Annotated in this window: 15 protein-coding genes and 1 pseudogene; 9 read left to right on the top strand and 7 right to left on the bottom strand. The window is 45.6% G+C overall.

The features are described 5' to 3' along the window. Positions 1-127 precede the first annotated feature (127 nt). The 3 genes from QH73_RS15725 to QH73_RS15715 all read left to right on the top strand — a co-directional run bounded on the left by QH73_RS15725 (position 128) and on the right by QH73_RS15715 (position 6,138). Positions 128-2,428, top strand: coding sequence for a methyl-accepting chemotaxis protein (locus tag QH73_RS15725; protein ID WP_132867145.1), 2,301 nt, complete (start codon positions 128-130; stop codon positions 2,426-2,428). A gap of 72 nt (positions 2,429-2,500) precedes the next feature. After that, positions 2,501-5,287: a hybrid sensor histidine kinase/response regulator gene (locus tag QH73_RS15720; RefSeq protein ID WP_039717202.1), complete on the top strand. Its 2,787-nt coding sequence runs from the start codon at positions 2,501-2,503 to the stop codon at positions 5,285-5,287. 224 nt (positions 5,288-5,511) lie between these two features. Continuing rightward, positions 5,512-6,138 carry a ribonuclease H-like domain-containing protein gene (locus QH73_RS15715; protein WP_039717203.1) on the top strand — a complete coding sequence of 209 codons (627 nt, stop codon included), beginning with the start codon at positions 5,512-5,514 and terminating at the stop codon, positions 6,136-6,138. Positions 6,139-6,219: 81 nt separating this feature from the next. Here QH73_RS15715 and QH73_RS15710 read toward each other — a convergent pair whose 3' ends face one another. Both QH73_RS15710 and QH73_RS15705 read right to left on the bottom strand, forming a co-directional pair. Beyond that, the gene (locus tag QH73_RS15710) at positions 6,220-6,513 is read right to left on the bottom strand and encodes a hypothetical protein (RefSeq protein ID WP_039717204.1); all 294 of its coding nucleotides are present in this window, start codon (positions 6,511-6,513) and stop codon (positions 6,220-6,222) included. Between the two features lie 47 nt (positions 6,514-6,560). Further along, complete coding sequence (locus tag QH73_RS15705; protein WP_039717205.1) at positions 6,561-7,400, bottom strand: peptidoglycan recognition protein family protein; 840 nt, start codon at positions 7,398-7,400, stop codon at positions 6,561-6,563. Between the two features lie 181 nt (positions 7,401-7,581). Here QH73_RS15705 and QH73_RS15700 point away from each other — a divergent pair, with 181 nt between their 5' ends. Both QH73_RS15700 and QH73_RS15695 read left to right on the top strand, forming a co-directional pair. Continuing rightward, complete coding sequence (locus tag QH73_RS15700) at positions 7,582-7,941, top strand: translation initiation factor (RefSeq protein ID WP_015154570.1); 360 nt, start codon at positions 7,582-7,584, stop codon at positions 7,939-7,941. Positions 7,942-8,109: 168 nt separating this feature from the next. Further along, positions 8,110-8,271: a YqaE/Pmp3 family membrane protein gene (locus QH73_RS15695; RefSeq protein ID WP_015154571.1), complete on the top strand. Its 162-nt coding sequence runs from the start codon at positions 8,110-8,112 to the stop codon at positions 8,269-8,271. Positions 8,272-8,343: 72 nt separating this feature from the next. Here the strand turns inward: QH73_RS15695 and cobO are convergent, their stop codons facing one another. Beyond that, positions 8,344-9,015, bottom strand: a complete 672-nt coding sequence (gene cobO / locus QH73_RS15690) for a cob(I)yrinic acid a,c-diamide adenosyltransferase (protein ID WP_039717206.1) — start codon at positions 9,013-9,015, stop codon at positions 8,344-8,346. A gap of 175 nt (positions 9,016-9,190) precedes the next feature. On the opposite strand from cobO, the gene QH73_RS15685 reads away from it, so the two are divergent. Both QH73_RS15685 and QH73_RS15680 read left to right on the top strand, forming a co-directional pair. Continuing rightward, a complete protein-coding gene (locus QH73_RS15685; RefSeq protein ID WP_052290233.1) occupies positions 9,191-9,712 on the top strand; it encodes an AI-2E family transporter in 522 nt (173 codons plus the stop codon). A gap of 167 nt (positions 9,713-9,879) precedes the next feature. Further along, positions 9,880-11,967 (top strand): cation:proton antiporter domain-containing protein, encoded by a 2,088-nt coding sequence (locus tag QH73_RS15680; protein ID WP_039717207.1) that lies wholly within the window; start codon positions 9,880-9,882, stop codon positions 11,965-11,967. A gap of 65 nt (positions 11,968-12,032) precedes the next feature. On the opposite strand, the gene QH73_RS28300 is transcribed toward QH73_RS15680, so the two are convergent. The 3 genes from QH73_RS28300 to QH73_RS28290 all read right to left on the bottom strand — a co-directional run bounded on the left by QH73_RS28300 (position 12,033) and on the right by QH73_RS28290 (position 12,629). Further along, positions 12,033-12,200, bottom strand: coding sequence for a hypothetical protein (locus QH73_RS28300; RefSeq protein WP_236147044.1), 168 nt, complete (start codon positions 12,198-12,200; stop codon positions 12,033-12,035). A 205-nt stretch (positions 12,201-12,405) separates the two neighbouring features. After that, positions 12,406-12,456, bottom strand: a complete 51-nt coding sequence (locus tag QH73_RS28295) for a hypothetical protein (RefSeq protein WP_236147059.1) — start codon at positions 12,454-12,456, stop codon at positions 12,406-12,408. A gap of 5 nt (positions 12,457-12,461) precedes the next feature. After that, positions 12,462-12,629, bottom strand: coding sequence for a hypothetical protein (locus tag QH73_RS28290; protein WP_236147043.1), 168 nt, complete (start codon positions 12,627-12,629; stop codon positions 12,462-12,464). Between the two features lie 199 nt (positions 12,630-12,828). On the opposite strand from QH73_RS28290, the gene QH73_RS15665 reads away from it, so the two are divergent. Further along, the gene (locus QH73_RS15665; RefSeq protein WP_039717208.1) at positions 12,829-14,400 is read left to right on the top strand and encodes a cation:proton antiporter; all 1,572 of its coding nucleotides are present in this window, start codon (positions 12,829-12,831) and stop codon (positions 14,398-14,400) included. A gap of 34 nt (positions 14,401-14,434) precedes the next feature. Here the strand turns inward: QH73_RS15665 and QH73_RS15660 are convergent. Then, a pseudogene (locus QH73_RS15660) lies at positions 14,435-14,665 on the bottom strand (AI-2E family transporter); the annotation flags it as partial. Here QH73_RS15660 and QH73_RS15655 point away from each other — a divergent pair. Next, positions 14,652-14,849, top strand: coding sequence for a hypothetical protein (locus QH73_RS15655; protein WP_039717210.1), 198 nt, complete (start codon positions 14,652-14,654; stop codon positions 14,847-14,849). The pseudogene QH73_RS15660 and the gene QH73_RS15655 sit on opposite strands and share 14 nt — an antisense overlap. The last annotated feature ends 57 nt before the right edge of the window (positions 14,850-14,906 follow it).

The following is a 14,906-nucleotide window of genomic DNA, read 5'->3' as shown; positions in this document are numbered from 1 at the left end:
CGGGTTTTGGAAAAAACAACTCTGTCATCACTCGCTCGCCTAGCTAAACCCGCCCCTACGAATATTTGACTTTTGACTTTTGACTTTTGACTTTTGATTTGCTTATCCAGTCATTTTTCCTGCTCTTATGACAACGAATTCATCAGACCTCGGCTCGCCATCTGCTCCCAACAATGCAGCTCCATCACCTTCAAGTAAATCCATTGGATTTATCAAAAAAGGCTTGAGTTTGCGTTTGAAAACAACCTTGGCAGCAGTAGCAATTGGTACGCTACCTGTAGTCATTACTGGGATCGCAGCCAATCTCATCGCAGCCAACATGTTAAACGCGCAAATTGAGCTTGCCAAGCAGGAAGAAACTGTGGCAATGATGGACAAAGTTGAGCGTTTTCTGTTTGAGCGTTACGGCGATATTCAAGCTCTCAGCAACCTGCCAATTTTGCGCAATGAGAAAGTGAAGCAAGTTGTTTCTGTAAAAGACCGTACGCAGGTACTAACCAAGTACGCCGAAACTTATGAAGTCTATGACAATATCGCCTTTATCGATTTAAACGGCAACAATATCTTAGTCTCCCAAGGGGCTAAACTTGGCAGTCACAAAACAGAAGATTACTTTCAAGCCGTCCTTGCCACTGGAAAGCGATTTATTTCTCAACCCAGAGTTGCACCATCTACGGGTAAAACTGTGATTTACCTTGCTGCGCCCGTGCGAGATTCAGTCACTAATAAAATAATTGGTGTCGTGCGTACCCAAATGCCAGTTCGGTTTCTGGACGATTTGATTAAGAGCTATGGTGAAAATGACAGAACTTATCATTTGGTTGATAAAGCAGGCAAGGTTTTTGTCACCAATGATGCCGCCGAGACTTTAGGCATGGATGCCGCCGAACACCTCACTCCTTTTCCACAACTGCGCCAGGATCGAAAAGCTGCACCGACAGAATCTTACAAACCTTCAGAACAGCGGCATGTGGTTGGGGGATATGCTCCGTTCGAGCCAATCCAAGGACTACCAGATCTGGGTTGGGATGGCTTTATTCTGTCAGACCGAAACGTTGCTTTTGCAGTTAACAATCGCTTGGCGCAAATTTTTGCCCTTGGTACCTTAGCAGCAGCAGTTGCAGTAAGTGCGATCGCAGTGCTTTTGGTCAACCGATCGCTCCAACCAATTGAGGCAGCAACTCAAACCGTCCAAAAGTTGGGAGCGGGCGATTTGGATGTACGTCTTGCAGTCAAAGGCAGTGACGAATTAGCAATGCTAGGAGCCAATATCAATCAGATGGCTGACCAAATCCAAGATTTGTTAGATAACTTAAAGGGAACTGCTGAAATTAAACAATTGAAAGAGGCAATCGAGCAGGAGAGCCACGTCTTACAATCAGATGTGGGTCATCTACTCGATGCAGTAGCAGCACTGGAAGGCGGAGACTTGACAGTACAAGCACCTGTCAGCGATCGCGCTACTGGACTTGTAGCAGATACTCTCAACCGCCTGATTGAAGAATTGGCTCGAATCATGGCGACTGTGTTATCTACTGCCCAACAAGTGACTCACGGATCGACAGAGTTAGAACAACTAGCAGCAGTAACAGCCCAACAAGCACAGCAGCAGGCACGATCGGTCAATGCCGTGCAAGCCTCAGTTGTCACTTTCTCCGATTTGTCCCAACAAACAGCGCAGCAAGCATTGGCATCAGACCAAGCCGTGCAACAGGCACAAATCGCTGTCACCCAAGGACAGGAGGAAATGGTGAAACTGACCGAAGAAATTAAAGTTCTCCACTCAGGTACGGAACAAATCGTCAAACGCGCCCAAATTTTGACTAACTTCGTGACCTCAGCCGCCCAATTTGCCAAAGACCAAAAACGAGTCGCCGCCCTCACACGGGTACTTGCTTTAAATGCTTCTATGATTGCCGCTCGTGCCTCTGGACAGCAAGACCCCGACCAATTTGCTAGTGTTGCCCGCGAGTTTGAAACCATCGCAACTCAAGTTAACGATCTTGCGGTTCAAACAAATCAAGGCTTGTTGTTATTGCAGCAGCAGGCAGCCCAAATTCAAACTGTAGTGTCGGGGATTAACCAAGACGTGCAAGGCATCAGCCATTCAGTGAATCAATTCGTTGGTAGCGTAGAACAATCGCAACACGTATTTGAGCTGATTAAAGCCGTAACTGACCGCGTGGCTCAGGTAGGACAACAAGTGACTGCATCTAGCCAAGCGATCGCCGCAGAAGCACAAACAACGCTGCGATCGATTGAAGAAATTGCGACGGTAGCTGCTAAGACAGAACAGCAATCCAGTTTCACCCAAGAACAAGCCGGGTTAATTGACAACATGGCGCGGACGTTATTAGAAAAAGTCAGCTTCTTCCGTATTGCTGAAGCGGAGCAGGGAGCAGGGGGTAGGGAGCAGGGAGCAGTGTAGAGACATTACATGTAACATCCCTACACAGTATCTAGTTATCAGTAAATACATCCTACACCCATATACCTTAATATGTCGGAACAATATAGCTCCACTGCTGCTGAGTCAGATTTTGTTGACGTAGCCGAGCTGCAATTACAGCAAGAGCTACGCAGTATGTTTGCTGTTGATACTCAAACCTATCTGCAAACATACATAAATCTCGTCCAAAAGCTTCAGCCTCAAACTTGGACGGCAGACATTCAAGAAACGTATCGCTGCGTCCACACGATCAAAGGTGGAGCTGTGACGGTGGGTGCTGATGGGATTCTTTATGTCTCAACTATTCTAGAGGACTTACTTTCAGACTTGCGCTACCTGCAAATTGCACCGCCGCTAGAAGACGGTCATCTGTCACAAATGCTGGCAGAGGCGGGAGAACTTCTGACCGCAAGCTTGCAAGTCGAAGCAACAGGAGAAGCGGCGATCGCCGCCGTCCAACCTAGCGTCGATCGCATTGCAGCTCTACGCCAAGAAATTCAGCAACTCTACTTACCGGAAACCAACGAACAAACGAAATTATTTCAAGAGTTTGCCGAACAAGGCTTCGATCTCGTCGTGCTGGACTTGGAAATGGCACTAGAAGAAATGCCCGATCGCGGTCAAGTGCCTCCAGAAGTTATCAAAACAGCAAAACAAACACTTCAGCAACTGATACAAATCGGTAACGATTTAGAATTTGGGGCTGGTTGGTTAGACTTGCTACGTTATAGCAAAGCTTTACTCAGTCGCCCCGAAACCGATTTCTGGCGATCGCAGTGGTCTAAATATCTCCTCCTGTTAAAAGACTGTGCCAGACAGGGTGGGAAGTTGCCTGCTGGGAAGGGAGCAGGGAGCAGGGAGCAGGGAGCAGGGGAAGAAAGAGGGGTAGAGGGAGCAATTCTAGCCACTAGCCACCAGCCACCAGCCACTCTTCCGACTCCCGACTCCCGACTCCCGACTCCCGCTGAAACCAATATCCAAGTTCCCGTCCCTCTAGAACGCTTGGAGCGATCGTCTCAGCGTTTGGTGGAGACACTATTATCTGCACGGGCAGTACAAGGATTTTATCAATCGTTGCAGACGCAAATCGGACAACTGCTATCGTTGGCGCAAGATAGCGTGCAATATCTGACGCAGTTACGACAAGTTCAAGACGATTACGCCCTTTTAGACAACTTACAGCAACAGCGCTCTAGTGTATCAACAGCTCCAGTTTTAGAGCGGTATCGTCAAGGTTATACGATTGTCAATCGCTTGCTAGAACTGAGTTTGCGCCTGTCAGAATTGGGTGCAGAAGCAGCGACGAGTTCGCGGCTGACAGCAGATAGCTTGCAATTGTTAGATCGCAATGTCCTCAACCTCCAACAAACAGTAGAAGAAAGTCGGCTGATCCCGTTTAAGGTTTTGGGCTTCCGAGCTAAAGGTATTCTCCGCGATCTCATGAATCGCTTTGGTAAGCCCGCTCAGTTAATCGTACAGGGGGAACACTTGGAACTCGATGCTGGTACGGTACAGCACCTAGAGCCAGCTCTATTACATTTAATGCGTAACGCCTACGACCATGCTTTAGAGCCTGCTGCCGATCGCCTAGCATTAGGGAAACCGGAACAAGGCACGATTATCTTATCGCTACGCCGCCAAGGTAAATTTTACCTGCTATCTTTGCAAGATGACGGAGGTGGGATCGATGCCAGCAAGATCTCCCAACTTGCCCAAGCGCGAGGACTACCCCTGACTCGTACCGATACCCCCGCCGATTTACTTGCCGTTCTCTGTCAACCTGGCTTTAGCTCTCGTAGCGAAGTGAGCGACATTTCTGGACGCGGGGTAGGGATGGACGTAGTTGCCACCCAAATTGCTACTATCGGCGGACACCTCAACCTAAAAACGATACTGGGAGCAGGGACAACTTTTCAGATGCAGGTTCCCGTACCGCACTTATTAGTACGCTGCGTCCTGGTACAGGCAGGCGATCGCAACTTTGCCATTCCTGCCGAAGAGATCGTGACTACGACTCTTTGGAGTAATTTATCAGCAACGCCCAGCGATCGCGACCCAATGTCTAACGCTCCTAACTGGTTTGTGACTCAAGATGAAGCCAAAATGCCATGCCTTGACCTATTAGAATACTGGCAGCCAGGAGCAAGAGCAAACCGTCCGTTGTCAGATACAGCAATTTGTTTGCGGGTTCGTTCTACTTTTTCCTCTGTCACAGCCGAACGAGATGCTTGGTTACTAGCAGATGACTTGCTAGAACAGTCGGAACTATTAATCGAGCCTTTGCCTATTCCCTTAATTTCACCAATAGGGTTGATGGGGGTGACTTTACAAACCGATGGGATGTCGATCGCGGTTTTAGAACCTGCCTCTCTAGCAGCACACTTGTGGATGAGTCCCACTGGAGATGGCGATCGCACTGTCGTTTCCAACTTCGATCTAGCAGAAATATTTGCCGAACCTGCTGCTGCCAGTCGTACTATTCTCGTTGTTGATGACGCAGCGCTGGTGAGGCGGCGAATTGAAGCAAGTTTGACTGCAAACGGTTACACAGTTGAGACTTGTCGCGACGGTTTAGAAGCATGGACTTGGCTTTCTAGCCATCCCGTACCAGCTTTGTTAATTACCGATATTGAGATGCCAGGGATGGATGGTTTCACCCTGATCGATCGCTGTCGGCAGGCAGGTATGCAGTTACCCGCCCTTGTCATTTCTTCCCGTTTATCAGAAGAATGGAGCAACGAAGCGCGGCGCGTTGGTGCAACAGATTACCTTACCAAAGGATTCACGACCCCTGAATTGCTCAATAAAGTAGGCTCTTTTGTAAGTTGTAAGTCGTAAGTCGTAAGTCGTAAGTCGTAAGTCGTAAGTTATTTTCCCCTTGCTCCCTGCACCGAAGCGCTCCCTGCTCCCTCAGCTCCCTCCGCTCTCTTCTCCCCCCTACTCCCTGCACCGAAGCGCTCCCTGCTCCCTCAGCTCCCTCCGCTCTCTTCTCCCCCCTACTCCCTACTCCCTGCTCCCTACTCCCTTGTAGTATTTTAGTAACGAAAGATCTAGGTAAGGCAATGGTAGGGGAAGATTTTCAGATTTGCGATCGCGACCTGAGCGATGAGACTTTAGCTCAATTTATGGATGCTAAAGCAATTGCAGTAGATACGGAAACAATGGGCTTGCTTGTCCACCGCGATCGCCTTTGCTTGGTACAGTTGTGCGATAATCGGGGCAGAGTTGCAGTTGTCCGCATTGCCAAAGGACAAACGGATGCACCTAATTTAAAACAATTATTAGAAGCAGATGTCGAGAAAATTTTTCATTTTGCCCGGTTCGATCTTGCCACTCTAAAACATCATCTTGGTATTCAAGTCGCACCGATTTTTTGTACAAAAATTGCTAGCAAATTAGTGCGAACATACACGAATCGCCACAGTTTGAAAGAATTAGTGCAAGAATTAGAACTAGTAGAACTCGATAAAAGCGCCCAAAGTTCTGATTGGGGAAATGCAGCAAATTTATCTGAAGAACAACTCCGATATGCTGCTAATGATGTCCGCTATTTAATCTCGTTGCGGCAAAAACTCACAGAAATGCTCAAACGAGAAGAACGCTGGGAACTCGCGCAAACCTGTTTTCAAACTTTGCCAACCATCGTTGCGCTTGACTTATTGCAATTCAAAGATTTATTTGAACATTAGTTTGTCATTTGTCATTTGTCATTTGTCATTGATAACTGATAACTGATAACTGATAACTGATAACTGATAACTGATAACTGCTCACTGAATCAAGCCAGATGCTAGTTCGCGGACGATCAAAATTTGGAATTTACCCGCAGGAATGCTAGTGCTGAGGCGGCGGACGAATAAATGATAAGTTCCTGTATCAGTGCGGACATCTCGCTCGATCGCCACTATGGGTGCATCGCTATTCGAGCTATTTTCCAAAAGATAGCAGGCATCAAGTAGGGCTTCAAGTACGACTGAATTAGCCGTTCCTACTGCCTTTTCAACTAAAGTAGTTGCTTGAGGCAAAAGGCGATGCTTGAATTCATCATCGGGTTTTAAAGCCATTGTTTCAGGGAACAGGGAACAGGGAGCAGTTACTTACGATTTACGACTTACGACTTACGACTTATTCCTCTATAAGCGTGCAACAAACTGAGAAACTTGTGGCGATCGAAAGAGCGCGGATCGCTTCTACTACCAGAGCGATCGACTGCTTTATGTGTGGTAATTCTTGCATCAGGGACTTTACTTTGAGCAATTAACCAAGCGAGAGATTTATATTGAGCTTGAGTATAACCACTGTGACGGCGATCGCGATCGCGTCCGTCTGCTGGAGTTTCTAGCGAGACATGATAGGCAAAGTTATTGACTGAAGATGCAAGGCTGGGGTGAGTTTTGACGGTTTCGGCTCCATTACTACCTATAAAGACAGAATTGGCTGCTCCAAAGGCGCGTTTTTCTGGCGGGACTATATATATTACCGTACCATCTAACCCAATTAGGGTATGGTAGCTCACTTGTTTATCGTCTTGCTGGTGTGGAGTTCGGAAGGTATTGATTGCAGAAGCGGCGGAGTAAACAGTCTCGTGCAAGACGATAATCGGTTTGTTGTAGACCGGTTTGCCGTAAATATCTGTGGCGAAGCGATCGCCATAATTGAGCGGATGCGCCCAAGCAATCTGATATCTTGGTTTATAGCTAATAGCAGTAGCAGCATTAGCTATCTGTGACTCCTTGGGAGAATTGTCAACCTTTTGCTGTTGCTCCTGGCGCTGTATAACTTCAGATGCAGGCACAACTGTTTCTTCGTAGGATACAGGGACAGCAGGTAAAACAGATGCATCTATTTGCTGTAACTGGGGTGTTTGCGGAAATAGAGAAAGTGCTACAGCAACGCATAAAGATAGAAGAAATATTAGTAAAGCTCTCGTTTTCCAAACACTAATTTCCATAGTCATTTGTCATTTGTCATTCGTCATTTGTCATTCGTCATTTATCACTGCTACCTACTCCCTACTCCATTGTTTCTTCCTACCTTCTGCTTTTTGCCATCTGCTTTCTTGCACTAGACTGTTTTACAGTGGAATAGTTACAGGCACTACAAAAATCTTTACCCATAGAGCGATCGCATTTATGTCAACCGAAAAGCGTAAATCGTCTAATTCTAACAAACAAGAAAAAGTTGTCTACCGTGAATTTGGTGGCGATAACTCGGCGGCTACAGAAAGAGCCGTCCCAGACTTACCACCCTCTCAGCAAAACCTGCGCGTCCAATCTTCTCGTGCTGGACGTAAGGGAAAGACTGTCACTGTCATCACAGGTTTTCAAGCCAAGCCAGAAACTTTGACAGCATTGCTCAAACAACTCAAATCTCAGTGCGGTGCTGGGGGTACGGTGAAAGAAAATGAAATTGAAATTCAAGGCGACCACAAGCAAAAACTACTGCAAGTTTTGACTCAAATAGGTTACAAAGTCAAGATTAGTGGCGGCTGAGAAGATGTTATATTCTGGATTTTGGATTATTGCTAGAGCCAAATCTATCTCAATGGTGATGTCACGGTTTTAGCAATTATGTCAACCTAGAGTGGTAAAAATACAGTAGCTTATCTGTGGTTATTTCAGCCGGGAAGTTACTTTTGCACATTTACATGGGAGGATGAAATGGACATTATTCGATTGCTGTGTGCCATTTTTTTACCACCACTAGGCGTTTTTTTACAAGTAGGTTTAGGAATCGATTTTTGGATTAATGTCCTGTTAACATTACTAGGCTACGTTCCAGGTATTGTCCACGCTGTATGGATCATTCTTTCTAAAAAGTAGGCATTGGTAATAGTGAGTGGCTAGTGGCTCGATTCTAGTCATCAGTCACTAGTTACTAGCCACTAATAACTGTCAATATTCAATTCCTGGTTGAGCTTTGACACCTTGTTCGCGAAATGGATGTTTAACTAAAGTCATTTCCGTGACTAAATCTGCTTTTTCGATTAACGCGGCAGGTGCGCCTCTTCCTGTTAAAATAACGTGACTATTGACTGGTTTTTGCTCCAATCCAGTTAAGACTTCTCCTATTTCTAAATATCCCAGTTTAAGTGCTACATTAATTTCATCTAATAACACCAAATTAAAGTCTGAGTTGAGGATGTAGGCTAATCCTTTCTGCCAAGCTGTATTGGCATTTTGGATATCGCGATCGCGATCTTGGGTTTCCCAAGTGAAACCTTCTCCCATAGCATGAAACTCTAAGCGATCGCCAAACTGACTGAAAATAGCTTTTTCCGCAGGTTCCCAAGCACCTTTAATAAATTGGACGATCGCCACGCGATAGCCGTGACCGAGCGATCGCAGTACCATGCCTAAAGCTGCTGTGGTTTTCCCTTTACCGTTACCCGTATTGACAATAATCAAACCTTTCTCTTTCGAGGCTTTAGCAACGCGATCGTGTTGTACCTGCTGGCGGCGCTGCATTTTTTGGCGATATTGTTCTGGCGTGAGGGAAGATGATTCGGCGACGGCGACATCGCTGGTGGTTTCTAAGCTGCGATCGGGTTGAGAGTTGGTTGGCATTAGGTTGATAATAAACAGACTGGGATAATTTTAGGATAAACTTCTTTGAACACGGATGGACGAACATACCAGTGCAGTCATCTCCTAAAGTAAGTAGATGAATTAGGTATCTAACTCTTAACACAGTTAAATTTAGCAGTCAGATTGACACTCCTGCCAATAAATCGGGGGATTCTTGCTTCAAACCCACTTAACTAGATGGAATTTTCAAGTTGATTTTGGCACTTTAGAAGAACAGCTAAGAGAGCAAGCTTTAGCAGGTGTAGGGATGGATTTTGCGACTTTACAAAGATTCCTGTCCAATTTTATCGAACTCATCGTCATTGCAATTGTAGCTTTCTTCATGCTACTCGATGGCAAGCGAATTTGGAATTTTGCTCTCAAGGCTTTTCCCGAACATTTTCGTCCCCAAATTACTGAGGCGATTCAACATAACTTTATTGTTTTTTTTTGGAGAAGGTTACTACTTTCGATTTTCTTTGGCGTATCGATATGGGTTGTATTTATTATTTTAGATTTACCTTTTGCTTTAGTTTTAGCCGCGATCGCCGGAGTTTTTGACTTAATTCCTGGAATTGGAGCCACAATTGGAATTACCCTTGTTTTCTTGATTGTATTGCCTCAAGGAATTTGGCTGGCGCTTCAAGTATTAGTCGGTTGCGTTTTGCTTCAGCAATATGTTTTTTGCTTTATTTAGTAAGGGCGCGAGTAGCGCGATTGGTAGGAGTTTTCCTTTCCGTACCACTGGCAGGAGTATTAGTTAGTTTACTCGACATTCAAGAAATGCAGTAAGGCAAGGAATAATCGATAATGAAATGAAAAATGTAGGGATTCCTGCTTTCTGTCTGCGTTATCGCATAATTTATGATAAATTTTTGGCATCAATTGCAAATATGGGGCGATCGCGTTCGCGAATTTTTGACTCCCTCGGTGTTCGCTGGTCCGATTACCGATCCAGTACCCGTTTTCCTAACAATTATGGCGATTATGCTGGTTGCACCGCTATTATTTGAGCGGATAAGGCTACCAGGAATTGTCGGTTTAATCTTAGCGGGAGTAGTAGTAGGACCCTATGGACTAGGCGTTTTAGAGCGAGATAGCACAATTATCCTGCTCGGTACTGTAGGTTTGCTGTTTCTCATGTTTATGGCTGGACTAGAAACCAGCCTTGACGACCTAAAATACAACGCAGACAAAGCGGTAATTTTTGGCATTGCTACTTTTATCGTGCCGATGGCACTGGGTACGGCGGCGATGCTGGCGATAGGATACGGCTTCTTGGCAGCAATACTTGTAGCTTCTTGTTTTGCTTCCCACACACTCTTGGCGTTACCAGTAGCGACCAAAACGGGAATTATGCGTACCCAGGCAGTCACGGCAACTTTGGGAGCAACTTTAATTACCAATGTCTTAGCTCTACTCGTTCTCGCCGTCGTCGTTCAGGCACACCAAGGCAGCCTCTCCCTCGGTTTTTGGTTATTTCTAATTCCAGCTTTAACTATTTATACCTTTGCTACTTTATGGGGAGTTCCGAAAATTGGTCGTTGGTTCTTTCGCCGTTTTGGGCATGACGAAGGAGCTGAGTTTACATTTGTAGTTGCTACTTTATTTGTTATCTCTTATGCGGCGGAACTGATTGATATCGAGCCAATTGTAGGAGCATTTTTAGCGGGAATTGCGATTACTCAACTGATTCCCCAACTGAGTCCGCTGATGAATCGGATTCAGTTTATTGGCAACACCTTGTTCGTGCCTTTTTTTCTAATTTCAGTGGGAATGCTGATTAATCCGAGGCTATTAGTTAGCGATCCGCGATCGCTGTTGGTAGCAGGAGTGATGATTGTTGTCGCGATCGTTGCTAAATTTGTCCCTGCTTGGGGCAGTGGTAAGCTATTTGGCTTTCAGTTTCCTGGCATTATGGTCATGTTCGGTCTTTCTGTTGCCCAAGCTGCATCGACCCTAGCAGCAATTACAGTCGCTTTTCAGATTCAACTAGTAGACCAAGCAACTGTTAACGGCACTGTTGCCATGATTTTAGTTACCTGTATTACTTCTCCTTGGGTAACTAGTCGTTGGGGTCGAGGGGTGAAAAATGAAGCGCCAACTCCCGCCAAAAGTCGTGGAAACAAGCAACTAGAACAAGGCTTTGCCGCAGCTCAAAATCTTCGCGTTTTAGTACCTGTAGCTAACCCTAGTACTGAAGATAATTTACTCCATTTGGCTTTGATTCTGACTAAAAAAACTGCGGGAACTTTACTACCTTTACATATTTTGGCTGATAAACAAGGAACGATCGCCCCAGAAGCAAAAATTCAGCAAAGCCAGTTGTTAGCCACGGCAGAAACAATCGCTCATGCAGCTGTAACGGCAGTTGAACCAATCGGACGTATTGATGATTCGGTCGATAAAGGAATTTTACGCTCTGCCTTAGAACGCGATGCCAATCTAATTGTTTGTGGCTGGAAAGGGTTTTCAACTTATCGCGAAAATTTTTTTGGCAGCGCGATCGATAACGTGTTACGTCGTGCTACAGTTCCCGTATTAATTGCTCGATTTGCCCAGCCAATTGAAAATACTCATCGCGTCTTTTTAGCAATAGCCGATACTGAAAGATCGTCTGCTGCTTTTGGACAAACGGTGTCGCTGGCTAAGTCTCTAGCTGACGAACTCAAGGCATCGCTACAACTGTTGCAGGTGACAGCCAATTCCCGCAGGCGTAAGTCTTTTAATCCTGAAGAATTAGGATTGAGTTCAGATACTCAAATTCAACAACTCAGGGGTAACTTTATTAATCGAGTTTCCAAAATGCTGCGGCAAGATGACTTATTGATCTTAACAGCTGGAACTCATCCAGATATTATCGGTTTACCAGCTTTAGGAGTTGCACCAGAAGCGATCGCTCGCAGTCATCCAGAAGTTTCGATTATTGTGATTCATTTTCCTCAAAAGTAGGGAGTAGGGAGTAGGGAGCAGGGAAAAGACAATTGCTATAACTAGAGTAAGGCTAACTGAAGGGGCTAATTTGCTGGCGATAGGCGGCGTTGTTTAATCCCTACATTTGCTTGCTGAGGTGTCACTGGTTCTTTTGCCCGCACGTTCAAACGGACTTGGGGTGGATTTGTAAACCAGTTTGTTTCTTTGCTCAGCAACTCCAACCGTTGAAAAGTCATAGTTCGATCTACCAAAGCTCGCTGTAAACTGGTTTCTAGCTGTACTTGTCGAATCAGGCGGAAAAAGCTCGTACCAAGGGCAATACATCTCGGTTAAGATTCGATCCCCCCTGGTTCCCCCCCCCTAAAAAGGGCGGAACTTTTGCCTCCTTTTTAAGGGGGTTTGGGCGATCGACTGCGTAAGTCCTGTTAAGTAAAGGAGCGTCGCTCCCAAACTCATCTACCAATCAGCCCGCGATAAACCCAAGCCAATCGTGCAAATTGGTGGCATCAAAGCTACAGAAATTGCAGTTTAGGCAAGACTACCAGAATTTTTTGGTTCTGCCTTGGCATAGCTGCTGGCAACAGGAAAGGTGCGATAATCATCGCCCCAAGAATCACGGCAGCACTGTTTGACGGCAAGCCAAGAGTTGCAATGACATAGGAACTAACAGTTAAAGCCAAGAATGCCCACTAAATTTCCACCGGATGAGATTTTCTGTTTCTAAAGTGTTGGAAGCGATCGCGAATATTATTGAACAAGCCTTTCTCTCACTTGGTCACTGGTCAGGCGATAACTGGATTAAAGTCCTACCTCTAGAGGTTCGTCATCAGCGCAGGAGTCTAATTAAGATTGACTTTTGAAGTGACTAAAAATTGACGTATGGTAATCGAATCGGCGATCGCAGAGGCGGCAATTGAGACAAACATCAAGCAATTTCTGGCAGTTCTAGCAGTGTCTCTGGGTGTGGCAACGCTACCGCAAATCTTCAGTTGGTTTCGCCAAATTCCCTATACCTTACTACTAGTCATTGTCGGTTTGGGATTGGCGTTTGTAGATGTTCGCCTCGTGGAACTCTCCCCTGGACTGATTTTGTCAATTTTTCTGCCACCGTTGCTATTTGAAGCGGCTTGGAATTTGAAATGGTCGGACTTAAAGCAACATCTGGTGCCAATTTGCCTTTATGCCGTAGTCGGTGTAGTGATATCAATTGTCGGCGTAGGATTGAGTTTAAATCAATTTGCCGCATTGCCCCTGACGACAGCGTTGCTGATTGGCGCGAGTCTTTCTGCCACCGATCCGGTTTCCGTGACGGCTGTATTTCGTGAGTTGGGTGTCAGCAGTCGCTTGACAACTTTAATGGAAGGCGAAAGCTTATTTAATGATGGCATGGCGGTAGTTGCGTTTGAATTTTTAGTGGCGCTGTCTTTCGGAAACACCCACTTGGGAGTTCAACCAATTTTAATTCAGTTGTTTGTGGTTGTGGGCGTTGGTGTTGCCGTAGGAGGCTTAATTGGTTTTGGTATTTCCTATCTGACGCAAAGATTCGATTTACCTTTAGTCGAACAATCTTTAACTTTGGTTGCTGCTTACGGCACTTACATAATTACCGAAGATCTGGGCGGTTCTGGAGTAATTGGAGTCGTGACTTGCGGCTTGATCTTAGGGAACTTTGGTTCTCGCATCGGGATGAATCCCCGCACGCGAATTATTGTCAGCGAGTTTTGGGAGTTTTTGGCATTTTTCGTTAACTCGATCGTGTTTCTGCTGATTGGCGACCAAGTTCACTTTACAACATTGGGAGAGAATTTAGGCATTATTGCCGTGACGGTGGGGGCGATTGTTGTCATGCGGGCGATCGCCATTTATATTCTCAGCCAGTTGAGTAATTACACGACCAAATCCAATATCCCCTTACCAGACCAAACCGTACTTTGGTGGGGCGGATTGCGCGGTTCCGTCTCGATTGCTCTGGCGTTGAGCGTATCGGCTGCGCTGCCAGAGCGAGATAAAATTATCGCTACCGTGTTTGGGGTAGTGCTATTTACCTTACTGTTTCAAGGATTGACAATTAAATCTTTGCTGCAAAAGTTAAACTTATTAGGCGATCGCCCCCAACAAGAGCAGTATATGGAATTTTTAGCGCGACGGGTGGCACTCGATCGCGTCCTGCAACAGTTACAAGCAGACCAGCGCCCAGGCATCGAGCCAGAGTTTTATCGCTACCAAGAAGCACTGATTAAAGGCTCAATTGAGGATTTGCAAACAGAAATCGAGCAACTGCAAAACCAGTATCCCGATCTGAAGAACTTTAGCGCCCAACAATTACGCTCCGAACTGTTAGCAACGGAGGCGAATACATATGCAGAATTTGTCAAAGCCGGACGATTAAATCGAGAACTGTCGCCGTTTCTGCCAGAAGTGTTACAAATTGGAGATGGGCAGAGCGATTAAGTATTTGGCGAATTCTATTCGCCCAAACGTGGGGCTATTCAGAAGAATGCTGCCACCGATCCAGAATATCCTTAAACAAAGTTTCTTCAATCCAGGTTTTAGCAACCACTGCGAGGGGAAGTGCCATTAGCAACCCTAAAGCTCCAAAAAAGGTAGTAAAGAAAATTTGTGCCGTCAGCGTTACCGCAGGTAACAGCGCGACTTGATGCGCCATCACGGTTGGAGTTAACCAATAACTTTCAACGTTCTGAATGATGATATATAACTTACTTTTAGCCCTGATTACTTTAGGTGAAGGTTGGCACAACAACCATCGTTACTATCCTGCTTCGGAACGACAAGGTTTTTATCGGTGGGAAATAGATATTACCCATTACATTCTGAAACTACTTTCATGGCTGGGAATTGGATGGGATTTAAAAACTCCTCCTGAAAAAATCTACGATTAGTCTCATGGTCTATTGACGAAATGTTCTCAATCGGGAGTAATCCTGATAATGGCAGGA

This window comes from Scytonema millei VB511283 (genome assembly GCF_000817735.3).
GTDB lineage: Bacteria > Cyanobacteriota > Cyanobacteriia > Cyanobacteriales > Chroococcidiopsidaceae > Chroococcidiopsis > Chroococcidiopsis millei_B.
Note: the sequence above shows the minus strand (reverse complement) of the source record. Positions and strands in the feature narration are given on the sequence as shown.